Source organism: Bifidobacterium sp. UTCIF-38 (genome assembly GCF_006454495.1).
In the GTDB taxonomy this organism is placed as follows: domain Bacteria; phylum Actinomycetota; class Actinomycetes; order Actinomycetales; family Bifidobacteriaceae; genus Bifidobacterium; species Bifidobacterium callitrichos.
The window spans coordinates 1-25,000 of record NZ_JFAL01000035.1 but is presented as its reverse complement, the minus strand read 5'-3'; the positions used below and the strand labels follow the sequence as shown (position 1 = coordinate 25,000).

Sequence of the window (25,000 nt, the reverse complement as noted above, 5' to 3'; positions counted from 1 at the left end):
AAATAGCCATTGAGGTCATGCTTGTGGTGCCGGCTTTGCTTTGTGCACTGAACCTGAAAAAGTTGCTTCCATGTATTGGATATGATATTCTAAATGTACCAATTCAAAGTGGATGAGGTGTATGATGCACGGCAAAAGTTATGGGAGCAGACTCATATGGCGTCCTGTCGTGGCGCTGATCGTGCTTGTGGCGTTCGTCGGGATCTCGTATATATGGCAGACGTCCAGGGAGGTCACCGGAAAGACGATCGAACGGGAGATGCTTTCGCTGAGTGCCGATGCATCCGAGGACCGGCTGCGTGAACTTGGTTATCTCTCTTCATCCGAAGCGGACAGTACGAATGCCGTTGCGAATTTCATCGACGACGTCAACGCCAACAGGCAGTCCGTGCTGAGAATGATCGAAGACGATTCATTCGGTGACGGCCCCAAGGTGCGTGTGCTGATGTTCGACCTCTATCAGGAGGATCTCGGCGGCGTGACGACGAGCGATCACGCCGTCACGGTGAGCAAGGCATCCGGACCCGGGCAGATCCGCGAGTGGATCTACGACTGCTCCACTCGGCAGTGGGTAACGTACGACAAGCGCTTCTCGCGCGATATGAAGGTACGCGTCGAGGATGGACGCCACGTAGTCGATCTGGTCAATATCCCCTCCCACTATCCGATCGACTCCAAGTGGAAGGGAAGCGACGAGCGCCTCACCTATTCGTAAACGACCACGATCATCGACGACTGCGACATGGCGGCCGGTGCCTTATCAACAAGGACTGCGCCGGGACTTTGACGATCTGACTCTTGATTTCGTCGGCTACGTCGCTTATGGTGGTGCGCTGACACGGGAGCTGCCTTGAGGCGGCTGAGAGGAGACCTCACGGGTCTCGACCGATGGGACGCGGCCGGGTAATGCCGGCCGCGGAATTGTCGCTCTTACCTTCACCCGTGCCTTCGATTGAGAGAGGAAAGGCACATCACCATGGCCGAAACCGTCGCCAAAGCCAACTACAAGTGGCGCGTCGTCGATATCGTCGTCGCCGCGATCATCGCCGTCGCATCCGGCGTCATCTTCTGGGGCTGGGACATCGTCTGCGCGGCCCCGATCGCCCTGTTCGAGGCCGTCACCCCGGGCTTCGAGGGACTGCTCAACGGCTTCTGGCTGTTCGCCGGCCCGCTCGCCGCGATCATCGTGCGTAAGCCGGGCGCCGCCCTGTTCGCCGAAACCCTCGCCGCGTTCCTCGAGCTCACGCTCGGCAACCAATGGGGCGTCGGCGGATCGCTGATCGTCGGCATCATCCAGGGCCTCGGCGCCGAGATCGGCTTCGCGGTCTTCGCATGGAGGAAGTGGAACATCGGCACCACCATCCTCTCCGGCGCGCTCGCCGGCGTCGGCTGCTGGGCCTACTACTGGATGACCAACCCGGGTTGGAACATGCTGCGCGTGAGCTGGTACCTCATCGGTTCCATCATCTCCGGCATCGTCATCGCCGGACTCGTCGTGTGGTTCCTGCACAAGGCGATCGCCGCCACCGGCGCGCTCGACCGTTTCCCGTCCGGCCGTAGTCAGGCCCGCGTCTGATGCGCATCACACCCGCCGGCGTCGAAGCGAGGGAATGGGGATGGCGTCACTCCACGCGCAAGGACTTCGCGCTGCGTGACGTGAAACTCACCATCCGCCCCGGGGAGCACGTGCTGCTCCTCGGCGCTTCCGGCGCCGGCAAATCGACGTTCATGGCCGCGCTCGCCGGCGTGCTCGGCGGCTCCGAGGAGGGCGACCAGGAGGGAACCCTCACCGTCGACGGCGTCGAACCGTCCGTCGGCCGAGGCAAGGTCGGACTCGTCCTGCAGGATCCCGATTCGCAGATCATCCTCGAACGCGTGGGCGATGACGCGGCCTTCGGCTGCGAGAACCTCGGCGTGCCGCGCGAGGAGACGTGGACGCGCGTGCGCGAATCCCTTGATCTGGTCGGCTTGCAGGACATCGATTTCGAACGTTCCACCCGGCACCTGTCCGGCGGGCAGCGTCAGCGCCTCGCGCTGGCCGGCGTGCTCGCCATGCGCCCGGGGCTTCTGCTGCTTGACGAGCCGACCGCGAACCTCGACCCCGAAGGGGTGCGCGAGGTGCATGACGCGGTACGGCATGTGCTCGAGACGACCGGTCAGACCATGGTCGTCGTCGAACACCATATCGATGTCTGGCTCGATCTCATCGACCGTGTGATCGTCATCGGACACCCCGATCCCGACTCGCGCGTCGGCGGAATCGTCGCCGACGGCACTCCCGACGAGGTGTTCGGGCGATTCGGCGACATGCTCGCCGCCGGCGGCGCGTGGGTGCCGGGGCGCGCGATCCCGGACCGCGGTCCGGGACGCCACGGCGACGTCGTCATCGCCGAACCGGGGGAGTCCGGTGCGTCTGCGCCGTCCGGGACATCCTCGCAACCCGCGCTCGTCACCGAGGACCTGAGCTTCGGACGCGGCACCGCGCTCGGCTCGCACATCGATCTTCAGTTCTTCGCCGGCGAGGTCACGGCCCTGATGGGGCCGAACGGTGCCGGCAAATCCACGCTCGCCTTGACGCTTGCAGGACTCCTGCCGCCGATCGCCGGGCATGTGCGCGTCCGCGCCGACATCGCCGAGGGCGCCCGCGGCGACGAGCCGTCACAATGGAGGAGCCGCGAGCTTCTGGGGCGCATCGGCATGGTCTTCCAGGAGCCTGAGCACCAGTTCGCCGCCCCTCTCGTGCGCGACGAGGTCGCCATCGGCCCCAAGTCGCGCGGCGCGAGCCAGGAGGAGGCGTACGCGATCGCCGACCGCATGCTGGAGCGCATGAACCTCTCCCGATTCGCCGAAGCCAATCCGTACACGCTGTCCGGAGGCGAGAAGCGACGCCTGTCCGTCGCCTCGATGCTCGCCGGTACGCCGAGGATCCTCGTCATGGACGAGCCGACCTTCGGACAGGACTTCACCACATGGACCGAGATGGTCGACCTCATCGCCGCCGTGCGCGATCAGGGGTCCGCGGTCATCGTCGTCACGCACGATGAGCCGCTCGTGAAGGCGCTGGACGCGCGGCGCATCATGTTCGGATTCGCCGGTGACGATAGGGGAAACGGAGGTGCGGCGCGATGACCGCAGCCGTTGCAGAGAGGATCGTCACTGCGGCCGGCACCGTGAAACATCCCGTGGAACACATGGAGCATGCCGTGGAACAATCCGTGAAACATAACGAGGCGCGTGTCGACACCGTCCTCGTCACGCCGCCGACCGAACGCAGGGAACCGGCGCGCCCGGCCTCGCCCTCGCCGTTCATCGCCAAGGTCAACCCGGTGGCGCGCATCATCGGAGCGCTGCTCCTGTGCATTCCGATGTTCTTCAGCCTCGACGTGGTCTCCGCGTCCGTCGCGCTCGGCATCGAATTCGCGCTGCTGTGGATCGGCGGCATCAACCCGATCCGCGTGTGCCGCAGCACCTGGCCGGTGTGGATCGCCGCGACCGGCGGCTTCATCTCCGTGCTCCTGTACGGTCGCACCTCCGGCGCGATCCTGTGGTCCGCCGGCTGGATCGTCGTCTCGGAAGGCTCCGTCTATCTGGCGTGCGCCACGTTCCTGAGGGTCGGGGCGATCGCCGTGCCCGGCGTGATCCTCGCGCTCGGCATGGATCCGACCGACCTCGCCGACGGACTGGTGCAGATCCTGCACCTCTCGCCCCGATTCGTGTACGGCGGACTCGCCGGCATGCGCATGTTCACGCTCCTGCAGGAGGACTGGCGGGCGCTCGGCCTGTCCCGCCGCTCTCGGGGCTTGGGCGACGGCAACGCGATCGGCCGCGCCCTGTCGCAGGCGTTCGGTCTGCTGGTCCTGTCGATCAGACGCGCCACGAAACTCGCCACCGCGATGGAGGCGCGCGGCTTCGGCGGCAGCGCCCCGCGCAGCCAGGCACGCACCTCACGCCTGCACCCGGTCGACTGGGTGTTCTTCGCGATCAGCATCGCCATCCCGTTCATCGCCCTGACCGTCGCCGTCATGACCGGCTACTGGCGCTTCTCCTTCCAAGGCGCGTGACGCCGGTTCTGTAGGCGCCCGGGCACATTCCTTGATGTGCACCCTTGTGGTAGACTATGCCACATCTGTGCACATCAAGGGGGTTGCCATGGCCGCAACGACGTCTTCCGTCAACGCTACGGAATCCAAGGCCATCAGGGCCGACAAGCGGATCATCGCCCAGGCGTCGGAGGTGGCCGAGGAGTACGGACTCACCCTCGCCTCAGCCACTCGCGCCTTCTGGACGCAGATGGCCCGAACCCGCAGCATCCCGCTGACCTTCGAATCGGAGAAGCCGAACGAGGAGAGCCGCGAGGCCATTCGCGAGACCGAGGAGATCATCAAAAACGGTGGCCCTTCGTACGCCAACCTCGATGAGATGTACAAGAGTTTGGGAATCTGATGCTCAGGCCCGCGCCTACGTCGAAATACGCGCGTGATCTCAAGCGACTCAGGAAGCGTCATATCGATCTCAAGCCGCTCGATGAAGTCATGCAGCTCATCCTCGACGACACCGTCGAATCCATCGAGGAACTGAAACGTCGTCACAACATGCACACGCTGTCCGGCGAGTGGAAGGGGTCCAATGAATGTCATGTCGCCAACGCCGGCGACTGGCTGCTCATCTGGTGCACCACCGACGACCTCGCCATCTTCCAGCGCACCGGCTCCCACGACGATCTCTTCGGTTGACGGCCGGTACGCGATATGTGAAGATGCAAGGTCGTGCGGTAGTCTGGTGGCCATGCCGATCAACCAAGCTTTGCTCGATAACCCGAAGTCCGACCGTGTGCGCCGCGTCGCCGACCTCGCGCGCGCCAAGGGGCGCGAACGCTCCGGCAGGTTCCTCATCGAAGGGCCGCAGTCGGTGCGTGAGGCCGTCACCTGGCGTCCGGACGTCGTCCAGGACCTCTACGTCGCCGTCGACGACACTCTGGGCCGCGTGCGCTATGCCTCGGACACGCTCGCAAGAATCGTCGAGACCTCGCAGGACGCCACCATCTACGTGCACCGGGCCACGCGCGAGGTGATCGAACGGATCAGCAAGGACGCGCAGGGCATCCTCGCCGTGGGCAACATGAACGCGATGCACGTCGAACCCGAGTCGGTGGCCCTGCCGGCCGCGGGGGAGCGCACGCCGCGCATCGCCGCGTTCTGGCAGGTGCGCGATCCGGGCAACGCCGGCACCGTGATCCGTGCGGCCGACGCCGCCGGATGCGACGCGGTCATCCTCGTCGACGAATGCGTCGATCCGTTGAACCCCAAGGTCGTGCGATCCACCGCCGGATCGCTGTTCCACATCCCGGTCCTTCAGATGGACGTCGAGGGCTTCCTCGCCTACTGCGCCGAACACGATCTCACGACCATCGCGGCCGACGTGTACGGCACGCCCGATCGTCGACCCGAGTCGCTGCCCGCGCTGCTCGCCGAACGCGCGGACGCACGCGGTGACGACGCCGAAGCCGCACGTCCCGGCGAGGCCGTCCTCTTCGGCAACGAGGCGAGGGGACTGCCTCCCGAGATCCTCGCGCGCATGGACCGCATCGTCTCGATCCCGCTCTACGGCAAGGCTGAATCGCTCAACCTCGGCACCTCCGCCGCCGTGATGCTCATGAGCCTGGCGATGGCCGACCGCTGATCGCCAAACACAGGCCGACGGCCATGCGACCGCCTGATGAGCGGACGGCCCCATGTCGAGTCGTATAGTGACAATGTGATGTTGGACAAAGCTTGGGAAAACGCGTGTTTTCGCGCGGTTCCCCACGTGTTTTCACGTCAATGAAGCAACAAAGGAAAGGGTGCTCGTGGCAGAAGCGCTATTCGATGCGCAAGCGGTGACCGATGCGGTCGCCGAAGGCATCGCCAAAATCCAGAACGCCTCCACGCTGGAGGAATTGAAAGCCATCAGAACGCAATACGCCGGTGCCGAGTCGGCGATGACCCTCGCCAGCAAGGCGATCGGATCCCTGCCCAAGGATCAGAAGAAGGAAGCCGGCAAGCTCATGGGCAAGCTGCGCGCCGACTTCGGCCGCGCCTTCGGCCCCAAGGAGGCCGAACTCAAGGAGGCCGCCGAGAAGGCCGCGCTCGCCGCCGAGACCGTCGACATGACGCTGCCCGTCAACCGCAAGCCGCTCGGCGCCCGCCACCCGCTCGCCAAGCTCATGGAGGACGTCGAGGACTTCTTCATCTCGATGGGCTGGCAGATCTCCTCCGGCCCCGAGGTGGAGGCCGAATGGTACAACTTCGACGCCCTGAACTTCGGCCCGGACCATCCGGCCCGCCAGATGCAGGACACCTTCTACGTCAAGGGCAATCAGGCCAAGGACGCCGCCGGCTTTGTCGGCTCCAACATGGTCGTGCGCACGCAGACCTCCTCCGATCAGGTGCGCGCCCTGATCGGCCGCGGCGTGCCGCTGTACATCGCTTCCCCGGGCCGCGTGTTCCGCACCGACGAGCTCGACGCCACCCACACCCCGGTGTTCCACCAGTGCGAGGCGCTCGCCGTCGACAGGAACCTGACCATGGCCGACCTCAAGGGCGTGCTGGACAAGCTCGCCGTCGCCATGTTCGGACCGGAGGCCAAGACCCGCCTGCGTCCGAGCTACTTCCCGTTCACCGAGCCCTCCGCCGAGCTCGACCTGTGGTTCCCCGACAAGAAGGGCGGCCCGGGCTGGCTCGAATGGGGCGGCTGCGGCATGGTCAACCCGAACGTCCTCAAGTCCGCGGGCCTGGACCCGAACGAGTACACCGGCTTCGCATTCGGCGTGGGCATGGAGCGCACGCTGCTGCTGCGTTCCGACATCAACGACATGCACGACCTCGTCGAGGGCGACGTGCGTTTCGCCGAACAGTTTGTGATGGGGGAGTGATTGCCCATGCCTATGGTTGATATCGATTGGCTCAAGGAACACGTCGAGGTCCCGGAGGGCCTCACCTACGAGCAGCTGGCCAAGGACCTCGTCAAGGTCGGCCTCGAGGAGGAGCAGATCCACGCCTCCCAGGTCACCGGCCCGATCGTCGTCGGCTACGTCGTCGACGCCACCCCGGAGCCGCAGAAGAACGGCAAGGTCATCAACTGGTGCCACGTCGACGTCGGACCCGAATACAACGAGACCGACGAGAACGGCAACAAGGTGCCGCGCGGCATCATCTGCGGCGCGCCGAACATGGCCGCCGGCGAGAAGGTCGTCGTGACGCTTCCCGGCGCCGTCCTGCCGGGCGATTTCAAGATCGAGCCGCGCAAGACCTACGGCCACATCTCCAACGGCATGTGCGCCTCCGAGCGTGAGCTCGGCCTCGGCGACGACCACAACGGCATCATCCTGCTGCGCCACTACGGCTTCACCACCGAGGAGTACGAGGCCCTGAAGCCCGGCGACGACGCGATGCACCTGCTGCACCTCGACCAGCCGCTGCTGGAGATCAACATCACCCCGGATCGTGGCTACACGCTCTCCTACCGTGGCGTGGCCCGCGAATTCCACCACTCCACCGGCGCCGCGTACACCGATCCGGTCGTCGAGCTCAACGCGAAGGTCCCCGAGCCGGCAGGCGAGGCCTCCGGCACCGTGCCGGACGTGCAGGTCGAGATCGAGGACGACAACCCGATCCACGGCGTGCCCGGATGCGACCGCTACTACGCGCGCGTCATCCGCGGCTTCGACCCGAACTCGCACACGCCCAACTGGATGCGCCGCCGCCTGATCCGCGCCGGCATGCGCTCCATCTCCCTGGCCGTCGACGTCACCAACTACGTGATGCTCGACCTGGGCCAGCCGATGCACGCCTACGACCTCGACAAGCTCGAGGCGCCGATCGTCGTGCGTCGCGCCAAGGAGGGCGAGAAGCTCACCACGCTCGACGGCAAGGAGCATGAGCTGAGCGTCGAGGACCTGCTCATCACCGATTCGCCGAACGGCGAACGCGCCTCCCGCATCATCGGTCTGGCCGGCGTGATGGGCGGCCTGTACGGCGAGGTCACGGCCGAGACGAAGAACATCCTGCTCGAGGCCGCGCACTTCGACCAGGTGACGATCGCCCGTTCCGCCCGCCGCCACAAGATCCCGTCCGAGGCATCCCGCCGCTTCGAACGCGGCGTCGACTACGAGCTGCAGCCGGCCGCCGCGCAGATGGCCGTCGATCTGCTCGTCAAGTACGGCGACGGCGAGCCGAGCGAGCACCCGACCGACGTGAACCATACCGCCCACCGCAAGGCCATCCACTTCAAGGCGTCCGAGGTCAGGCGCGTCGCCGGCCTCGACACCCCGGTCAACGAGATCTCCGACATCCTCACCGACATCGGCTGCAAGGTGGCCGGCGGCGGCAACGGCGAGTTCGTCGTCACCCCGCCGACCTGGCGTCCGGACTTGAACGAGCCGTGCGATCTGGTCGAGGAGGTCGCGCGCCTCGTCGGCTACGACGAGATCCCCGTCACCGTGCCGCCAGCACCGGTCGAGGGCCTTGTGGGGCTCACCCCGGACCAGCTGCGTCGTCGCCGCGTGGCCGACGAGCTCGCCGAGTACGGCATGGTGGAGGCGCTGAGCTACCCGTTCGTCGGCGACGCCGACTACAAGGCGTTCGGCTACGACGCGGAGGCCACCAAGAAGGTCAGCGTCGAGATCGCCAACCCGCTCTACGGCGACCGTCCGTTCCTGCGCCGCCACATCCTGCCGACCCTCGCCGGCACCGTGCAGCGCAACATCCGACGCGGCATCGAGAACGTCTCGCTCTACGAGCTTGGCCACGTCTACCTGTGGAACCCGGATGCGCCCGCGATCCCGGCCCTGCCCGGCGGCGTGAAGCCGACCGACGAGCAGCTCGCCGCGCTCGACGCCGGCCTGCCGGATCAGCCCGACCACGTGGCCGGCATCCTGACGGGCCTTGCCGAGGACTCCGGCTGGCTGGGCGGCAAGCGTCCGGTCGACTGGTCCGACGCCGTCGAGGCCGTGCGCCGCATCGCCGACCGTCTCGGTGCGAGAATCTCGCTCGAGCAGCCGGCCGCCGCGGACGTGCCCGCCCAGTGGCATCCGGGTCGTTTCGCCAACGTCAAGGTCGACGACCTGTTCGTCGGCCTCGTCGGCGAACTGCACCCGCACGTCAACGAGGAGCTTGGCTTCCCCGAGCACTCCGCCGCGTTCGAGCTCAACCTGACCGCGCTGTTCTCCACGCTGGACGGCAAGCCGGTGCAGGCCCAGCCGATCTCCACGTTCCCGCCCGTCAAGCAGGACCTCGCCTTCACCGTGGATGACACGGTGACCGCCGCCCAGCTCGAGGCTGTGGTGCGCGAGGCCGCTGGCGCGAACCTCGAGTCGATCGAACTGTTCGACGTGTTCACCGGCGATGCCCTCGGCGAGGGCAAGAAGTCGCTCGCGTTCGCCGTGGTCTTCCGCTCCCCGGACAGGACCCTGTCCGCCGAGGACAGCGAGGCGATCCGCAAGGCGATCATCGACAAGGCCGCCGAGCTTGGAGCGCAGCTGCGCGCGTGAGCCCGTGTGACGTGCGTGATATGCGTCACAGCGTGACCGAGCGTGCTTCGCGCTTGGCGTGAACCGTGATCAGGGGACGTCGAAAGACGTCCCCTTTCGCGTAAGCTAGGGAGTGATCGACCACCCCGCGACCCTGTAGGAAAGGAACCTGATGACCGCACCCGAACAGCAGCCGAACAACCCCATCGAGCCGAACGGGGGGAACACGGCCGCCCCGGGGAACGCATCGGATCAGGGCACGTCCGCTGCACAGCAGCCAACGCAGACTCCTGCGCAGCCGCAGCCGCAGTACGGCCAGTACGCGAACCTCGACTACGGCGCGATGCGCAGCCAGTTCGGCCCGAACTACAACCCGTACCTCTACGGCGCCCCCGATCCCGATCCCAAGAGCGGCAACGGCGACGGCGTGCAGCAGAACGGGCAGAACATGCAACCCCCGCAGGGCTACCCGCAGAACGCCGCATACAATCCATACGGCTATCCGGGGCAACAGGGCGGACCGTACAATCCGTACAACCCGAACGGCGCCAACCCGTACGCCGGCAACAACCCGAATCGCCCCGCCGACGGGCATACGCCGCGCTACATCTACGGCATCGACGTCAACGACCCCAATCAGAACCCGCTCTACGGCAGATGGGACTCCTACGCGATCATCGCCTTCGTGTTCGCGTTGATCTTCTCCGTGCCTCTCCTGCCGGCGATCATGGGCGTCGCTTCGCTGTGGCGCACCAAGACGTTCCACATGAAGGGACGCGGCTTCGCGATCGCCGCGATCATCATCAACGTCATCACCACCGGCGTGCAGGTGTGGATGTGGCTCAACGGCATCAGCATGAACGACCTCTACGCCCAGCTGCTCAACGCATACGGCCTCGGTGGTGGTTCCGGCTCCAGCGGCGACTCTTTGTCCGCGTGAATCTCTCCATACTCGTCCGGTGGGCTCTTCGGCCATATGAACTATGAACTGACTTTCAGCGCGTCGAATGCAGATATCTGTATTCAACGCGCCAAACAAGCGATGCGCTGGCAACATTCATGTTATGAATGTGATTTGTGGAAGTGGCATTGTGCATAAGACGATATGCTGCATTATGACGTTTGTTCTGTCGGGATCTATGGCTGGGTCAATCATAATGCCGCAACAACAAGAAATATACTATCCAATTTCAATCATGCAGAAGTTTTGTCCGCCTTGGATACCGAAATGGCTATGCTGGATAAATGGGCAGTGAAATGAACACCTTGTGTATCCTTGCAGAATCCGTAACGGTAAGAATTCCATGCAGGAGCTCAATGCGTTCTCTTATTTTTTGCATGCCGCTTCCATTTGACAGTTTGGATTGGTGAGATGCCGTTGCATTAATACTGGTAATGGCTATTGAATCATCATGAGCGGTGACAGTGATTGCGTACCCGGATTGCTTGTCTGCGTGTTTGGATATGTTGCCGCAGAGTTCTTGAATGATATCTAAAATTAGATGTTGTTCATTAGATGACATAGATGGGAGTATTTTGGGGAACAGGATTGTTCCTTTGATTCCCAAGTTGCTGAGAACAGTCTGATTCTTATTGCATAATTTCGAGAGTTCTATTATATAATTGTCAATTGTTGATTCATTTTCAATTGTTTCAGTATCCAACTTATTTGATATGGATCTGATTTGTTCAAGAGATGAAAAAGCGAGCTGTCTGATTGTTTTGATGCTTTCGGTATTTTCTGATGATTGTTTTTTGAGTAGATTATCAGTCAATAGTATGATGTCGCAAAGATTGTTAGAAGTATAGTCATGCAGGTATCTTGCAAGCTTGAGGTTGCTTTGTTGTGATTTAAGTAAAAACTCCCTGTCTTTTGTGTCGAGTTGGTATCTCAGAAACAGTCCGCACAGTATCGGCAGTATAAGCAATGATGCGTATATAACTGTAGTCATCAAAAGAGAGGAAATACGAGGATTTGGAGTATGGATAATCGTAGTTGCCGCGTTAGTGGCAATAATAAAGAAGTACGATGGTAGTATTGTTTTTTTGGAATAAAAAGATATGATCGACAGGGAAATAAGAAGATAAAAGAAATACGATACGCTTATTTCAAAGGGGAGGATTGGTAGAATGGAGAAAACGATAACAGTGAACCATGATCCTGCTAATGGCTTGATGATGAGAAATAGGTATGAACATAGGCAGGTGATAAGAAACAGTATTGATGAGTAGGTAAAATGAGAGGTGAAAAAATATATTAGAGAGTCAACAATCGGCGTTAATGCAAACAGCGTAATCAATATATATATGTATATGCGTTTTGTTTTCATATTGTCTATACAGCACGTTCTCGTTGATAGTTAATGATGACTTCCTGCCAAGTGCGGGCATGGAGCTTGTTTCTTATGTTTCGTCTGTGTGCATAAACGGTGTTGACAGTGATATGGAGCTCTCTTGCTATCTGCTTGCAACTGAAACCTCCAAGACTTTTTTCTACCACGAGTTGCTCTACTTGTGTTAGTGTGGAATGATCATCCTGTGTTTGAATCGATAAGGGAGAACTTGTTGTGTTGGGAAAGCCTACCTCCCGTAGAATAGGCTTTCCGTTTTTAAGGTACTCCATTATTTTTGATACGGTTGCTTGAATATTTGCTTTGTCGATTAGCATTTGGGCACCGGAATTCTGTAGTGCGGTGCGATAGATATCCAGATTGTATGAGGTCATTCCAATGATTGTTGTATGTGAATTCATCATCCGAATCGAACTGCAAATCTGAGGTCCACTGAGATCTGAAAGCGCCATATCAAGAAACAGCACATCAGTTTTCGGTTGTTCAAAGCAGCAGTATTGAATCGCATCGGAAGGATCATTGCTCGTCCAGATGCTGACCGGTGATGTCCATGTGGCGGATATTCTCGTGATGAAATTTTTCAGATATTCCGTAACAATGTAGTCATTGTCTACTATTCCTATTCGTATAGTCACGCTCATCCCCTCTTAATCAGTACAGCGTATTATACATTGTTTCATGCGATGACGCGCCGTCTTTTGTAGAAATACAGTTATCTGTATTGTTCTGGTATGAAAGTGACAAGTAGTGTAGTTTAATACATAACGCATCCTGCGTTGTATCTTGACCAAAGTGTTGTAGCGCTACATGAGGCGGATAATTATCAATGGTGTAGAATCCGTCTCCCCTTTAGGATAATGACGTTCCAGATAAGATAAAAGATAGGTGATTATCATGAAAGGTAAGGTTGTCAAGGCATCTTGTGCCTTTGCTTTGTCTGCGTGTCTCGCGATCGCCGGAACTCAGGTAGCGTATGCTGGTTGGGAGGCCAACTCCGGAACGACCCTTCATTCTCCGGTGAAAATCGAAGCTTGGGCTTGGGTTAATGCTTGGGGGAGCACTCAGGGTAAGGCCTTTGCTCAGGTAGGGTCGGCGAAGAGCGATACCGGTTGGTTCCGTAAGGCCACACGGACGGCACGCGCGTATGGTTCTCCTTCGGCTAATCCGATTAAGCATGACTACTACATCAAGTAAATTGAAATCATTATCTCTGGCAGCTGCTTGCATATGACTCGAGTCATATGGAAGCAGCTGTCTTAATTCCTTAGGGTGGTGCTGTTCTTATGGTAAAACGGGTTTTTAAAATGTGGATGAGATATTCTGCATTGACAATCACGATAGGTGTGTTCTTCTCGGTCGCAGCATGCGGAATTGCCGACAAATCCTTCGAGAGTGAGAAGAACTCCGCCGAAAAGATAGCTCCGTTGACTGATATTTGGAGAGAGGAACTTGCCGGGCACGATCTCAGTGAGTTCGAGCGGTCTGTACTGGAGCGGGCGGTCAAGACCGGTCGTATCGATCAGAACGACTATGAACAGGCACATGCCAAATATCTGCAGTGTATGACCGCGGCGGGGTATGACCAACTGAAATACGACAAAATGCCTGACGGATTGTACAAGCTGTCTGACGATTCCGTCACTGATGCCAATTACTTCGACAAGTCCGTGGAGTGTTCGGAGGGGACGACGCGGGTCATCGAGGCTGACTTCCGTGATCAACAGGACAACCCGGATAGATATAAGGATCCAGGCATCGTAGCCGTCCAGTGTCTTCGTGACGCCGGTAAGGTAGACAAGGACTATACCGCCGCAGAGTTCAACAAGTCGGTCAAGGAAGTGGCTGCAGGAGCAAATCCGCAGGATGCCTTCGCTTTCTCCGTGAGCGGCTCCGATAGCCAGGTCATCTACTGCCTGTCTCTGGGCGGTCTTTCGCTATCGGGAGACTTCGATTCCGAGGGGTGATCACTATGCGTATGCCATGGTCTCGGCCGGGGAAAAGTGCATCCATCAACCGGAATAGACGGATGTTTATTTTGCTGATCTGCCTGTGCTGCATCTCCTTTGGACTTGCGGTAGGTGTATTCGTCGTGCCCGGCCCGGTTCCCTTGAATCTCCGCCAGACGCCCGTCAGCGAGGAGATTCCGGTGGTCCGGGAAAGTTTCGACGATTCCCGCACCGTGAAGGCACAGCTCGACGTGACGGATGGTCAGTCCATCGCTTGGACTGGCGGTGGCATCGTGACGAAACTCGGAGTCGGGTCGCAGTCAATACTGTCGTCAGGCGAGTCCCCGTTTTCCGTGGATGGCAAGCCGATCGTCGCGCTGCATACGTCCGTGCCGTTGTACCGGGATCTATCTATCGGTATGGCCGGAGAGGATGTGGGCGCTTTACGCGACGAATTGGTGCGTCTGGGTTTCGGAGGCGACACGGTCCAACGCCTTCATGATACGTTTGACCGATCGCTGCGGCTTTCCCTGATCGGGCTGCAGAAGCACATTGGAGCCGCTCGTACAGGTGCACTCCATCTGACAGATTGCGTATGGCTTCCCGGACAGTCGATCACGCTTGCCTCATCATCTCTGGTGTTGGGACAGTCGGCGCCGCAGGAACTTGGCCGAACAGCGATGACGGTGTCCGCCCTGAAAATCAATGTGCCGGACGGTCTATACCCGGGGGCGCGAGTCGTCGACATCAATGGAGTCGAGACCAAATTACCATCTGACGGCGTCGTTACGGATCGAGTCTTTCTGGATGCACTGGTGAAAACCGATGCATTTGTTCAATGGTCGGCAGCGGGTGAGGAACAGCGTGCGGGAGGATTGAGCTCGACAATTCGGCTGGAGCATGCCTTGGATGCCACGAAGGTTCCCGCCGGAGCGGTGTTCGGAATCAACGGTCATCGTGCCTGTGTCCGTAATGGAGAGCACTCGGTCGTAGTGGACCTGTACGGTTCCGACAACGGATTCGCGATGGTTGGTCCGGAGGGGCGATTGTCCTCCGTGCAGGTTCCCGTCCGCGTCGCGATGCAGTGCCCGGTCTCCACGCAGGCTCGGTAGGGGGCGACGGGATGAACGACGAGATCTGTGTGGACGTTCGCGACCTTGGTCAGCGATTCGGAACCATGCCGTTCCTGTGGAGACATGTGACCTTCTCCGTGCGACGCGGTCAGACCATCGCATTATGCGGCAGATCCGGATGCGGCAAATCGACTTTACTGTCCATCGTCGCCGGATGGTTTTCACCCACGGAGGGCGAGGTGAGACGTCCCGATAAGGCCCGTGTGAACTGGGTTTTCCAGAATCCGTATGGTGCGGTGTACCGCACGGTGCTTGACATAGCTGCATATCCGTTGATTACGCGTGGATGGAGGCGTGCAGAGGCTGATGCCGAGGCGTTGCGTGTGTTGGCGGAGTTCGGTCTCGATGAACTACGGGACCGCCTGTTTGCAGAACTATCCGGCGGCGAGGCGCAGCGGCTGATGCTCGTACGCGCGATCAACTCGAAGCCGGATATACTGCTGGTGGATGAGCCGACGGCACAGCTGGATTCGAAGACGGCGCTCGTGGTGGATGACAAGCTCGTCGCGTTGGCAGGCAGGGGAGCCGCAGTCCTGATAGCCACCCATGACCGGCGTACCAGAGAGTCATGTGATCGTGTGATCGATCTTGATACGTACTCCGTCGAGGAGGGCAGTGGCGATGAGGCTACGTGAACTGCTCCGCGAGTCGTGGCGTGACATGGTATCGGGCATGGGCAGATCACTGCTGCTGTTCGTCGGGATCTCATCGTTGACATGCTGTCTGATCGGATTCGACCTGATGCAGATCATCGCCATTGAGCACCGGGTCATCGAATACAGAGACACCGGGTCGAACATCGCAATGGTGGTCAAGGAGAAAGGTATTAACGGCGAAGCGTGCATGGGAATGACTCGTTCCGGGTCCGTCGAATCCGCGGGGGCGCTGCGCGCCGCCGGTGATGTCTCTCTGACTGCGTTGCCGCACAATCCGATTCCGACATTCGAGGTGACGCCGGGAATCCCGCCGATCATCCCCGCGCGAGTTTCCCGGGGCGGGGTGTGGGTGCCTAGACAGATGGCGACCAATCTGGGGTTGGCGGTCGGATCCGATATCGCCACGGACCGCGGTGAGCTGCATGTCGCCGGCATTTACGCGTGGCCAGAGGACGGGCGTGACGCCAGAATGGGGTACGCGATAATCGTCCCGGTGGCCGATTCCGGCAGCTTCGATGAATGCTGGGCTCGGACGTCCACGTCTAGAGAGGAGATCGCCTCTCTGCTGAGGTATGCGGTGTCCTACGATGCCGGACTTGCCGAGGTGCAGGTCGGGCAGTTGAACTACGCGAAGGGTGATTGGGTGGACGGTTACCGTCTGTTCTCGGCCAGATCATCGCGATTCGTCATGCCTCTGAGTGGTCTGCTCGCATTGCTGCTGGCATATGGATGCGTCCGCAGACGAAAGCTCGAGCTGTCCGGCAACCTTCATGCGGGATGCGATAAAGCTGCGCAGATGGTGCAACTGATCGTGGAGCAGTTCGTTCCCACCGTGATGGCGGTGTTCGTATCCCTGGTCGGCATGTCGGTCGTTCTGATGGTGTCTCATGCTCCCGAGGTCATGCAGCTGATCCAAGTGGCCTGTCATGAGGCGCTGTGTATCCCTGTGGGAGTCGTGCTCGGAACGATGTTCGGAGGCGTGACGATACACGAGCGGGACCTGTTCCGTTATTTCAAGAGTCGTGTGTGAGGAATCGCGTCGGTCCACGCTCCTGAATCACACTGTGAAACACATCGTTGCATAATTATGCAATAGTCCGCATAAGTCGTATACTCGTGCTTGTTGTCTTGTTGGATAAGGACGTGATATGGCGAAGTATACGGTGGCCGTGGCGGGTGCCACGGGCTATGCAGGCGGTGAGGCATTGCGCATTCTGGCGGCCCACCCGGATTTCGAGGTGACGTGCGTCGCCGGCCATTCCTCGGTGGGGGACAAGCTCGGCAGGCATATGCCCCACATCCCGCAGCTGGCCGATCTGACCGTCGAGGACACCACCCCCGAGGTGCTCAACGGCCATGACGTGATCATTCTGGCGCTGCCGCACGGCGCATCCGGGGCCCTTGCCTCGAAGCTCGATCCGGACGCGGTCGTCGTCGATCTTGGCGCCGACCATCGTCTCGAGGAGCAAAGCGCGTGGGACGAGTTCTACGGCGGCGACTTCTACGAGCACTGGACCTATGGCATGCCCGAGCTCATCACCGGGCACGACGTCCACGGCGGCTACACGCGCCAGCGCGCGAACCTGCCCGGCGTCAAGCGCATCGCGGGCCCCGGCTGCAACGTGACCGCCACCACCCTGGCCATGCAGCCGGGCGTCGCCGAAGGCCTCGTCGAGCCCAAGGACCTCGTCGCCGACCTCGTCGTCGGCTACTCCGGTGCCGGCAAGAACCTGAAGCGCACCAACCTGCTCGCAGCCGAGGCGCTCGGCTCCGCCCTGCCCTACGGCGTGGGCGGCACGCATCGTCATATCCCCGAGATCCTGCAGAACCTCGCCCACGCCGCCGGCAAGCCCGCCTCGGCCGCCGACGAGTTCACGCTCGGATTTACCCCGGTGCTCGCCCCCATGTCGCGAGGCATCCTCGCCACCGTCTCAGCGAGGATGACCGACAAGGCCGCCTCGATGAGCGACGAGGAGATCCGCCAGGTGTGGGCCAGAGCCTACGAGGGACAGGACTTCATGGTCCTGCTGCCTGAGGGGTCCCTGCCCGCCACCGGCAATATCATCGGCTCGAACGCCGCCCACCTGCAGGTCGTTACCGACCGTCACGCCGGGCGCATCATCGCGTTCGCGGCCATCGACAACCTCAACCGCGGCACCGCCGGTCAGGCTGTCCAGTCACTGAACATCGCCCTTGGTCTGCCCGAGGATCAGGGACTTACCAAGATCGGAGTCGCACCGTGAGCGTCACATTTGCGCAAGGATTCTCCGCCGCCGGAGTCGCGGCGGGCATTTCGTCGGTCGAAGGCAAGAAGGACCTCGCCCTCGTCGTCAACAACGGACCGCTGGACGCGGCCGCGGGCGTGTTCACCTCGAACCGCTTCTGCGCAGCCCCCGTCCAATGGTCGCGCAAGCAGGTCGCCGACGGCCACGTCAAGGCCGTGATCCTGAACTCCGGCGGCGCCAACGCGTGCACCGGCGCGGCCGGCTACGCGCAGTCCCAGGCCACCGCCGAGAAGGTCGCGGCCCTCGTCGGCACCAAGCCTGAGGACGTGGCGGTCTGCTCCACGGGACTGATCGGCGAACTGCTGCCGCTCGACAACGTGCTCGCCGGCGCCGAGACCGCCTACCGGACGCTCGCGGCCACCCCCGAGGCCGGCGCGGACGCGTCCCACGCCATCATGACCACCGACACCAAGCCGAAGACCGTCGAACTGACCGGCTCCAACGGCTGGAGGATCGGCGGCATGGTCAAGGGATCGGGCATGATCGCCCCGCAGCTGGCCACCATGCTGTGCGTCATCACCACCGACGCGGTCGTCACCGCCGGCCAGATGCAGGCCGCGCTGGCCGTCGCCACCGAGCATTCGTTCAACCGCATCGACGTGGACGGCTGCATGTCCACCAACGACACGGTGCTCCTGCTCGCCTCCGGCGCCTCCGGCGTCGAACCCGACAAGGACGAGTTCAACAGGCTCGTCAAGGACGCCTGCGCCTCGCTCGCCCGCCAGATCATCGGCGACGGCGAGGGCGCCAGCCACGACATCCGCATCACCGTCACCGGCGCCACCAGCGAGGACGCGGCCCTCGCCTGCGGCCGTGCGGTCGCCGCCTCCAACCTGCTCAAGTGCGCGATCAGCGGCAACGACCCCAATTGGGGGCGCATCGTCTCCTCGCTCGGCACCGTCCCGCCCGAAGTCGCCCCGTACGACTCCGAGAAGGTGACCGTCGACGTCAACGGCGTGCGCATCTGCGAGAACGGCGGCGCCGGACGCGACCGCAGCGAGGTCGACATGACCCCGCGCGAGGTCCACATCGACATCGACCTGAACGCAGGCGACGCCGAGGCCACCGTGTGGACCGACGATCTCACCCACGAATACGTCCACATCAACGCCGACTACGAAAGCTGAAGTTCCGGCGGGTTCCGGGGTGGATGCCGTCACGTTTCGCCGGGACGGAGGGATGGGCGTCGGTTTTCGTCGTCAGACCGTAAAGACTTGGCCAGAGCGGCCCGGAGCGTGTCGGATGACGAAAACCGACGCCCATCCCGGACAACGCTGGGATTAGAAAGAAGACTATGGCTACAGAATTAAAGGGACCTGGGTTCCATTTCGACGTGCACACCGATCTGCGCGCCGATCAGAAGGCGGAGGTGCTCATCGAGGCGCTGCCGTGGCTCGAGGAGTTCGCCGGGCAGCGCATCGTCGTCAAGTACGGCGGCAACGCGATGGTCGACGAGCACTTGAAGCAGTGCTTCGCCGAGGACATGGTGTTCCTGCGTCAGGTGGGACTGCACCCGATCGTCGTGCACGGCGGCGGCCCGCAGATCTCGCGCATGCTCAAGGCCCTCGGCATCAAATCCGAATTCAAGGGGGGCCTGAGGGTCACGACCCCCGAGGCGATGGACGTGGTGCGCATGGTCCTGACCGGCAAGGTCTCGCGTGAGCTCGTCGGCCTCATCAACGCGCACGGCCCGTTCGCCGTCGGCCTGTCCGGCGAGGACGGCGGACTGTTCTCCGCCATGCAGCGCAAGCCCGTCATCGACGGCAAGGCCACCGATATCGGACTGGTCGGCGACGTGGTCTCCGTCGACGCGTCCGCCGTCGAGGACCTCGTGGCCGCCGGGCGCATCCCGGTCGTCTCGTCGGTCGCCCCGAACGAGGACGACGCCACCGAGGTGCTCAACGTGAACGCCGACTCCGCGGCTGCCGCGCTTGCCGCCGCCGTCGGCGCGCGCAAGCTCGTGATCCTCACCGACGTCGACGGCCTGTATGCCGACTGGCCGGATCGCAACTCGCTGATCGGCCGCATCGGCGTGGAGAACCTGCGAGACATGCTGCCCGATCTGGAATCCGGCATGCGCCCGAAGATGGAGGCCTGCGTGCGCGCCATCGACGGCGGCGTGCCCCAGGCGCACATCATCGACGGCCGCAAGCCGCACTCCATCCTGAACGAGATATTCACCACCGCCGGCATCGGCACCATGGTCGTGCCCGAGGGCGGCATCGAGATGAGGAGCTCCTATGTCTACTGAATCCATTGATGTCAGCAACGCCAACGCCCCCGCGGGCGGCGAGACGCTCGGTCCGAACGATGAGAAGTGGCTGGGGGAGTACTCCCAGGTCCACATGAACGTGTTCGGCACCCCGCTGCGCGTGATGGACCACGGCAAGGGCACGCGCGTGTGGGACATCGACGGCAACGAATACCTCGACTTCCTCGCCGGCATCGCCGTCAACTCGCTCGGCTACGCGCACCCCAAGTGGGTCGAGGCCGTCTCCGAGCAGGCCGCGAAGGTCGCCCACACGAGCAACTACTTCGCCACCGAGCCGCAGATCAGGCTCGCCGCCAAGCTCGTCGAACTCGCCGGCGCCCCCGAAGGCTCCCACGTGTACTTCGGCAACTCCGGCGCCGAAGGCAACGAGGCCGCCCTGAAGCTCGCCAAGCTCTACGGGCGCACGCTGCCCGGAGCCTCGCCCTCGATGGGCGGCAAGCCCGCGCGCATCATCGCCCTGACCAACGGCTTCCACGGCCGTACTCTGGGCGCGCTGTCCGCGACGTGGAAGCCCGCCATCCGCAAGCCGTTCGAGCCGCTCGTGCCGAGCATCCAGTTCGTGCGCGCCGGCGACCCGTTCGCCCTCTACGAGGCGTTCGCCGAGACCGGCGTCGGCCACTACGGCAAGGGTCCGGTCGCCGCCGTCATCATGGAGCTCATCCAGGGCGAGGCCGGCGTTAAGCCTCTGGGCGCCGACTACGTCAAGCAGGTGCGTCAGATGTGCGACATCCACAATGCGCTGCTCATCATCGACGAGGTGCAGACCGGCATCGGCCGCACCGGATCGTGGTTCGCGTTCCAGCGCGAGGACCTCTCCGGCGGCATCACCCCGGACATGGTCACGTTCGCCAAGGGCGTCGCCGGAGGCTTCCCGATGGGCGGCATGATCGCCTTCGGCTCCAAGCTCTCCGCGCTGTTCACCCCCGGATCGCACGGTTCGACCTTCGCCGGCAACCCGCTCGGCGCGGCCGCCGCGCTCGCCACGCTGTCCGTGATCGAGCGGGACGGGCTCGTCGCCAACGCCGAGGAGCGCGGACGCCAGCTGCGCGAGGGTCTCATGGCCACCGGCAACCCGCTGTACGTCTCCGTACGCGGCCGTGGTCTGCTGGACGCGGTCGAACTGTCCCATCCGTGCGCGCATGCGGTGATGAACTGGTGCCTCGAACACGGGCTCATCGTCAACGCCGTACGCGCCGACGCCCTGCGCTTCGCGCCGCCGCTCATCGTCTCCGAACAGGACGTGGACGATGCGCTGGCCATCCTCAAGGCCGTTCCGACGGACCTTCCCAACGACTGACCGGCCGACGTCGGCGCACGGTCCGTCCCAGACCCATTCGTCATTCGTCTTTGAAAGAGAGCAACCATCATGACCCCCGAACTTCGCCACATGCTGCGTGACGACGACCTGAACCACGAGGAGCAGAAGCAGGTCCTCGAACTCGCCATCAAGTTCCACAAGGACCGTTTCTACAAGCAGCCGTTCGCCGGCCCCCAGGCCGTCGCGGTGCTGTTCGACAAGCCGTCGACCCGCACACGATCCAGCTTCTCCATCGGCGTGGCCGAACTCGGCGGCTACCCGCTGGTCATCGACAAGTCCGGCTCCCAGCTGGGCCGCGGCGAGCCGGTCGCCGACACCGCTCGCGTGCTCGACCGCATGGCCTACGGCGTGGTGTGGCGCACCTTCGGCCAGGATCGCGTCGAGGAGATGGCGAAGTACTCCACCCACCCGGTGGTCAACGCGCTGACCGACGACTTCCACCCCTGCCAGATCCTCGCCGACTTCCAGACGATCGCCGAGCATCGCGGCGGCGTCGACAACCTGAAGAACCAGACCATCGCCTACGTGGGCGACGCGGCCAACAACATGTCCAACTCGTACCTGCTCGGCGGCGCCGTCGCCGGCATGAACGTGCGCGTGGCCGGCCCGCAGGGCTTCCTGCCACGTCCGGACATCGTCGCGGACGCGGAGGCGCTCGCGGCCGAGAACGGCGGCTCCATCCTCGTGACCACCGACGCGAAGGAGGCCGTCAGGGACGCCGACTGCGTGTTCACCGACACGTGGGTGTCGATGGGCGAGGAGGCCGAGTATGCGATCCGCTCCAAGCCGTTCTGGCACTACCAGGTCAACGACGAGCTCATGGCCCTCGCCAAGCCCGACGCGCTGTTCCAGCACTGCCTGCCCGCCTACCGCGGCAAGGAGGTCGCCGCCTCGGTGATCGACGGCCCGCAGTCCGTGGTGTGGGATGAGGCGGAGAACCGTCTGCACGCGCAGAAGGCGCTGCTGACCTGGCTGACCGGCAAGGCACGCGGCGACGAAAGCCTGCTCGCATGAGCGAATCCAGCTCCCTGCAGCGTCCGACGACCCGTACGGCGCGGCTGAGCGCCATCGAGGAGGCGCTGACGAACCACGTCGTCACGTCTCAGTCGCAGCTGTCGGCGATCCTCGCCGATCAGGGCATCGCCGTCACGCAGGCGACGCTGAGCCGCGATCTGGACGAGATGAACGCGTTCAAGAAGCGCCTGCCCGACGGCACGATGGCCTACGCTGTCGGGCACGTCTCCGACGACGAGCACCCCGACATGACGAAGGCCGAGACGCAGATGTCGCGCGTGCTGAGCGGGCTGGTCACCTCCGTGGCCGCCGCGAGGAACCTCATCGTCGTGCATACGCCGTCGGGCGCGGCACAGTACGTGGCCTCCGTCATCGACAAGCAGCCGGTGGAGGGGGTGCTCGGCACGATCGCCGGAGATGACACCGTGATGGTGATCTGCCCCGACGAGGGGAGCGCGGAGGCGCGCGCCGACTGGCTGCTCGCGCTCGCGTCGAAATAGCGTCGGACGGTCGCGCTGTGGTCGCGTCATGGCTGCGTCGGCTGCATTGCGTTTGCATCGCGTCCGCATCGCGTCCGCATCGTAAGACGCGCCACACCGGTGGTGCATAAATATACGGACTTATGTATATACTTTCATCAGTTTGTTTTTGAAGAAAGGCATTCCATGGCAGACAACAATCGACTCGTACTGGCCTACTCCGGCGGCCTTGACACCTCCGTCGCGATCTCGTACCTCAAGGAGCGTACCGGCAAGGACGTCGTCGCCGTCTCCCTCGACGTCGGTCAGGGCGGCGAAAGCCTCGAGACCATCAAGGAGCGCGCCCTCGCCTGCGGCGCCGTCGAGGCGTACGTCGTCGACGCGCGAGACGAGTTCGCCAACGAGTACTGCATGAAGGCCCTCAAGGCCAACGCCATGTACGAAGGCGTCTACCCGCTCGTCTCCGCCATCTCCCGCCCGCTGATCTCCAAGCACCTCGTGCGCGCCGCCCACCAGTTCGGCGCCGACACGATCTCCCACGGCTGCACCGGCAAGGGCAACGATCAGGTCCGCTTCGAGGTGTCCATCGCCTCCATCGACCCGACGCTCAAGGCCATCAGCCCGATCCGTGATCTGGCCCTGACCCGCGACGTCGAGATCGCGTTCGCCAAGGAGCACAAGCTGCCGATCACCCAGACCGAGAAGTCCCCGTACTCCATCGACCAGAACGTGTGGGGCCGCGCCATCGAGACCGGCTTCCTCGAGGACCCGTGGAACGGCCCGACTAAGGACTGCTACTCCTACACCGACGACCCGGCGTTCCCGCCGGTCGAGGACGAGGTCGTCATCGAGTTCAAGCAGGGCATCCCGGTCAAGATCGACGGCCGCGACGTCACCCCGCTGCAGGCCATCGAGGAGATGAACCGCCGCGCCGGCGCACAGGGCATCGGCCGCATCGACCTGATCGAGGACCGTCTGGTCGGCATCAAGTCCCGCGAGCTGTACGAGGCCCCGGGTGCCGTGGCCCTCATCACCGCGCACCAAGAGCTCGAGAACTGCTGCCTCGAGCGCGAGCAGCACCGCATCAAGCGCGACATCGACAAGCGCTGGGGCGAGCTCGTCTACGATGCGCAGTGGTTCTCCCCGGCCACCCAGTCGCTCAACGCGTTCATCGAGGACACCCAGAAGTACGTCTCCGGCGAGATCCGCATGACCCTGCACGGCGGTCGCGCGGTCGTCACCGGCCGTCGCTCCGACTCCTCGCTGTACGACTACAACCTCGCCACCTACGACTCCGGCGACAGCTTCGACTCGAAGTCCTCCAACGGCTTCATCGACATCTACGGTCTGCCGAGCCGCGTGGCCGCCGCCCGCGACGTCAAGTTCGGCAACGGCATCGAGGTGCCGTCCAACACCGTCGAGTGACAACGGGCTGACGCGCGCGGTCGGTTGCTGCCGACTGGCTCTGATCGGGCTGGTCGGGTGTCTTACTGACACGTCGGTCGACCGTTGCAGGTCAGCAACGATCAACTCCATTTCCTCAAGGCCTTCCTCTCGGACCCGTTCCGGGAGGAAGGCCTTGTGCGTATGTGCCGAAACAAGGCGGAGTCTGACGTCATTGGGCGGCGCGGTATAGGGCGGCGCAGCATGATGCGAGCCGTTTTCATCACTTCGTGGCGCGTATCTCTCGCTAAGAGTGCACTCAGCGAGAGATACGCGCCATCGATATGCAAGGATCTCCCGCTGGATGCCGTTCAGCGAGAGATCCGCGGCACTCCGCAACGGCAATCTCTCGCGGACCCCCCTGATCAGTGAGAGATTCATGTCGGAACATGGAAGTGATATCTCGCTAGTGGCCGTTTTGTGAGACATTCTTGGCGCAGACGAACAGAGACCTCTCGCTAAGACGCCGACTGATGAGAGGTACGAATCAATCGTTGACGGCGATCTCTCACTGAGACGGATCACGACGGGATACGTAGTTGTTGATGAACGGGAAATGACTTGTCAGCCGGAGGCATTATGGGGATGATGCATCCGC

23 protein-coding genes are annotated in these 25,000 nt (G+C 62.4%); 21 read left to right on the top strand and 2 right to left on the bottom strand.

Features of this window, described 5'->3' with window-relative positions; genetic code table 11:
* Positions 1 to 169 precede the first annotated feature (169 nt).
* The 10 genes from BW11_RS11090 (at position 170) to BW11_RS11045 (ending at position 10,445) form a co-directional block, all read left to right on the top strand.
* Positions 170 to 715: a hypothetical protein gene (locus BW11_RS11090; RefSeq protein ID WP_140445795.1), complete on the top strand. Its 546-nt coding sequence runs from the start codon at positions 170 to 172 to the stop codon at positions 713 to 715.
* A 261-nt stretch (positions 716 to 976) separates the two neighbouring features.
* Positions 977 to 1,576, top strand: coding sequence for an ECF transporter S component (locus BW11_RS11085; RefSeq protein ID WP_043166385.1), 600 nt, complete (start codon positions 977 to 979; stop codon positions 1,574 to 1,576).
* Complete coding sequence (locus tag BW11_RS11080) at positions 1,576 to 3,129, top strand: ABC transporter ATP-binding protein (RefSeq protein ID WP_181162619.1); 1,554 nt, start codon at positions 1,576 to 1,578, stop codon at positions 3,127 to 3,129. Before BW11_RS11085 ends, BW11_RS11080 begins: the two co-directional genes overlap by 1 nt.
* A 62-nt stretch (positions 3,130 to 3,191) precedes the next feature.
* Positions 3,192 to 4,061 (top strand): energy-coupling factor transporter transmembrane protein EcfT, encoded by an 870-nt coding sequence (locus BW11_RS11075; RefSeq protein WP_140476378.1) that lies wholly within the window; start codon positions 3,192 to 3,194, stop codon positions 4,059 to 4,061.
* Positions 4,062 to 4,149: 88 nt separating this feature from the next.
* Positions 4,150 to 4,443 (top strand): type II toxin-antitoxin system RelB/DinJ family antitoxin, encoded by a 294-nt coding sequence (locus BW11_RS11070; protein ID WP_052119212.1) that lies wholly within the window; start codon positions 4,150 to 4,152, stop codon positions 4,441 to 4,443.
* Positions 4,443 to 4,733: a type II toxin-antitoxin system YafQ family toxin gene (locus tag BW11_RS11065; protein ID WP_140445794.1), complete on the top strand. Its 291-nt coding sequence runs from the start codon at positions 4,443 to 4,445 to the stop codon at positions 4,731 to 4,733. The genes BW11_RS11070 and BW11_RS11065 overlap by 1 nt, the downstream gene beginning before the upstream one ends.
* Before the next feature lie 52 nt (positions 4,734 to 4,785).
* Positions 4,786 to 5,679: an RNA methyltransferase gene (locus BW11_RS11060; RefSeq protein WP_140445793.1), complete on the top strand. Its 894-nt coding sequence runs from the start codon at positions 4,786 to 4,788 to the stop codon at positions 5,677 to 5,679.
* Between the two features lie 166 nt (positions 5,680 to 5,845).
* Positions 5,846 to 6,910: a phenylalanine--tRNA ligase subunit alpha gene (pheS, locus tag BW11_RS11055; protein WP_043166436.1), complete on the top strand. Its 1,065-nt coding sequence runs from the start codon at positions 5,846 to 5,848 to the stop codon at positions 6,908 to 6,910.
* A 6-nt stretch (positions 6,911 to 6,916) separates the two neighbouring features.
* Positions 6,917 to 9,526: a phenylalanine--tRNA ligase subunit beta gene (gene pheT, locus BW11_RS11050; RefSeq protein ID WP_140445792.1), complete on the top strand. Its 2,610-nt coding sequence runs from the start codon at positions 6,917 to 6,919 to the stop codon at positions 9,524 to 9,526.
* Positions 9,527 to 9,677: 151 nt separating this feature from the next.
* On the top strand, positions 9,678 to 10,445 hold the full coding sequence (locus BW11_RS11045) for a hypothetical protein (RefSeq protein WP_140445791.1): 768 nt from the start codon (positions 9,678 to 9,680) through the stop codon (positions 10,443 to 10,445).
* A gap of 292 nt (positions 10,446 to 10,737) precedes the next feature.
* Here the strand turns inward: BW11_RS11045 and BW11_RS11040 are convergent, their stop codons facing one another.
* Together BW11_RS11040 and BW11_RS11035 are read right to left on the bottom strand one after the other, a co-directional pair.
* Positions 10,738 to 11,457, bottom strand: a complete 720-nt coding sequence (locus tag BW11_RS11040) for a hypothetical protein (protein WP_140445790.1) — start codon at positions 11,455 to 11,457, stop codon at positions 10,738 to 10,740.
* Positions 11,458 to 11,840: 383 nt separating this feature from the next.
* Positions 11,841 to 12,491, bottom strand: a complete 651-nt coding sequence (locus BW11_RS11035; RefSeq protein WP_181162618.1) for a response regulator transcription factor — start codon at positions 12,489 to 12,491, stop codon at positions 11,841 to 11,843.
* A 648-nt stretch (positions 12,492 to 13,139) separates the two neighbouring features.
* On the opposite strand from BW11_RS11035, the gene BW11_RS11030 reads away from it, so the two are divergent.
* From BW11_RS11030 to BW11_RS10980, 11 genes are all read left to right on the top strand, one after another.
* Positions 13,140 to 13,820: a hypothetical protein gene (locus BW11_RS11030; protein WP_140476377.1), complete on the top strand. Its 681-nt coding sequence runs from the start codon at positions 13,140 to 13,142 to the stop codon at positions 13,818 to 13,820.
* Positions 13,821 to 13,882: 62 nt separating this feature from the next.
* Complete coding sequence (locus BW11_RS11025) at positions 13,883 to 14,914, top strand: hypothetical protein (RefSeq protein WP_140445787.1); 1,032 nt, start codon at positions 13,883 to 13,885, stop codon at positions 14,912 to 14,914.
* Between the two features lie 11 nt (positions 14,915 to 14,925).
* Positions 14,926 to 15,570, top strand: a complete 645-nt coding sequence (locus tag BW11_RS11020; protein ID WP_140445786.1) for an ATP-binding cassette domain-containing protein — start codon at positions 14,926 to 14,928, stop codon at positions 15,568 to 15,570.
* A 37-nt stretch (positions 15,571 to 15,607) separates the two neighbouring features.
* On the top strand, positions 15,608 to 16,621 hold the full coding sequence (locus BW11_RS11015; protein ID WP_140445785.1) for a hypothetical protein: 1,014 nt from the start codon (positions 15,608 to 15,610) through the stop codon (positions 16,619 to 16,621).
* Positions 16,622 to 16,739: 118 nt separating this feature from the next.
* Positions 16,740 to 17,834 (top strand): N-acetyl-gamma-glutamyl-phosphate reductase, encoded by a 1,095-nt coding sequence (gene argC / locus BW11_RS11010; RefSeq protein ID WP_140445784.1) that lies wholly within the window; start codon positions 16,740 to 16,742, stop codon positions 17,832 to 17,834.
* Positions 17,831 to 19,003, top strand: a complete 1,173-nt coding sequence (gene argJ, locus BW11_RS11005; RefSeq protein ID WP_140445783.1) for a bifunctional glutamate N-acetyltransferase/amino-acid acetyltransferase ArgJ — start codon at positions 17,831 to 17,833, stop codon at positions 19,001 to 19,003. The genes argC and argJ overlap by 4 nt, the downstream gene beginning before the upstream one ends.
* A gap of 167 nt (positions 19,004 to 19,170) precedes the next feature.
* On the top strand, positions 19,171 to 20,127 hold the full coding sequence (gene argB / locus BW11_RS11000) for an acetylglutamate kinase (protein ID WP_140445782.1): 957 nt from the start codon (positions 19,171 to 19,173) through the stop codon (positions 20,125 to 20,127).
* Entirely contained in the window at positions 20,117 to 21,445 is a 1,329-nt protein-coding gene (locus tag BW11_RS10995) for an acetylornithine transaminase (RefSeq protein WP_140445781.1), read from the top strand. The genes argB and BW11_RS10995 overlap by 11 nt, the downstream gene beginning before the upstream one ends.
* 69 nt (positions 21,446 to 21,514) lie before the next feature.
* Complete coding sequence (gene argF, locus BW11_RS10990) at positions 21,515 to 22,480, top strand: ornithine carbamoyltransferase (RefSeq protein WP_140445780.1); 966 nt, start codon at positions 21,515 to 21,517, stop codon at positions 22,478 to 22,480.
* Entirely contained in the window at positions 22,477 to 22,980 is a 504-nt protein-coding gene (gene argR, locus BW11_RS10985; RefSeq protein WP_107043390.1) for an arginine repressor, read from the top strand. The genes argF and argR overlap by 4 nt, the downstream gene beginning before the upstream one ends.
* 165 nt (positions 22,981 to 23,145) lie before the next feature.
* A complete protein-coding gene (locus BW11_RS10980; protein ID WP_107043389.1) occupies positions 23,146 to 24,384 on the top strand; it encodes an argininosuccinate synthase in 1,239 nt (412 codons plus the stop codon).
* Positions 24,385 to 25,000 lie beyond the last annotated feature (616 nt).

Excerpts from the sequence above, each read along its gene's own strand:
- BW11_RS11085 (WP_043166385.1), top strand. The coding sequence starts at position 977 with ATGGCCGAAACCGTCGCCAAAGCCAACTACAAGTGGCGCGTCGTCGAT.
- BW11_RS11080 (WP_181162619.1), top strand. The coding sequence starts at position 1,576 with ATGCGCATCACACCCGCCGGCGTCGAAGCGAGGGAATGGGGATGGCGT.
- BW11_RS11075 (WP_140476378.1), top strand. The coding sequence starts at position 3,192 with ATGGAGCATGCCGTGGAACAATCCGTGAAACATAACGAGGCGCGTGTC.
- BW11_RS11070 (WP_052119212.1), top strand. The coding sequence starts at position 4,150 with ATGGCCGCAACGACGTCTTCCGTCAACGCTACGGAATCCAAGGCCATC.
- BW11_RS11065 (WP_140445794.1), top strand. The coding sequence starts at position 4,443 with ATGCTCAGGCCCGCGCCTACGTCGAAATACGCGCGTGATCTCAAGCGA.
- BW11_RS11060 (WP_140445793.1), top strand. The coding sequence starts at position 4,786 with ATGCCGATCAACCAAGCTTTGCTCGATAACCCGAAGTCCGACCGTGTG.
- pheT (WP_140445792.1), top strand. The coding sequence starts at position 6,917 with ATGCCTATGGTTGATATCGATTGGCTCAAGGAACACGTCGAGGTCCCG.
- BW11_RS11045 (WP_140445791.1), top strand. The coding sequence starts at position 9,678 with ATGACCGCACCCGAACAGCAGCCGAACAACCCCATCGAGCCGAACGGG.
- BW11_RS11040 (WP_140445790.1), bottom strand. The coding sequence starts at position 11,457 with ATGACTACAGTTATATACGCATCATTGCTTATACTGCCGATACTGTGC.
- BW11_RS11030 (WP_140476377.1), top strand. The coding sequence starts at position 13,140 with ATGGTAAAACGGGTTTTTAAAATGTGGATGAGATATTCTGCATTGACA.
- BW11_RS11025 (WP_140445787.1), top strand. The coding sequence starts at position 13,883 with ATGTTTATTTTGCTGATCTGCCTGTGCTGCATCTCCTTTGGACTTGCG.
- BW11_RS11020 (WP_140445786.1), top strand. The coding sequence starts at position 14,926 with ATGAACGACGAGATCTGTGTGGACGTTCGCGACCTTGGTCAGCGATTC.
- BW11_RS11015 (WP_140445785.1), top strand. The coding sequence starts at position 15,608 with ATGGGCAGATCACTGCTGCTGTTCGTCGGGATCTCATCGTTGACATGC.
- argC (WP_140445784.1), top strand. The coding sequence starts at position 16,740 with ATGGCGAAGTATACGGTGGCCGTGGCGGGTGCCACGGGCTATGCAGGC.
- argB (WP_140445782.1), top strand. The coding sequence starts at position 19,171 with ATGGCTACAGAATTAAAGGGACCTGGGTTCCATTTCGACGTGCACACC.
- BW11_RS10995 (WP_140445781.1), top strand. The coding sequence starts at position 20,117 with ATGTCTACTGAATCCATTGATGTCAGCAACGCCAACGCCCCCGCGGGC.
- argF (WP_140445780.1), top strand. The coding sequence starts at position 21,515 with ATGACCCCCGAACTTCGCCACATGCTGCGTGACGACGACCTGAACCAC.
- argR (WP_107043390.1), top strand. The coding sequence starts at position 22,477 with ATGAGCGAATCCAGCTCCCTGCAGCGTCCGACGACCCGTACGGCGCGG.
- BW11_RS10980 (WP_107043389.1), top strand. The coding sequence starts at position 23,146 with ATGGCAGACAACAATCGACTCGTACTGGCCTACTCCGGCGGCCTTGAC.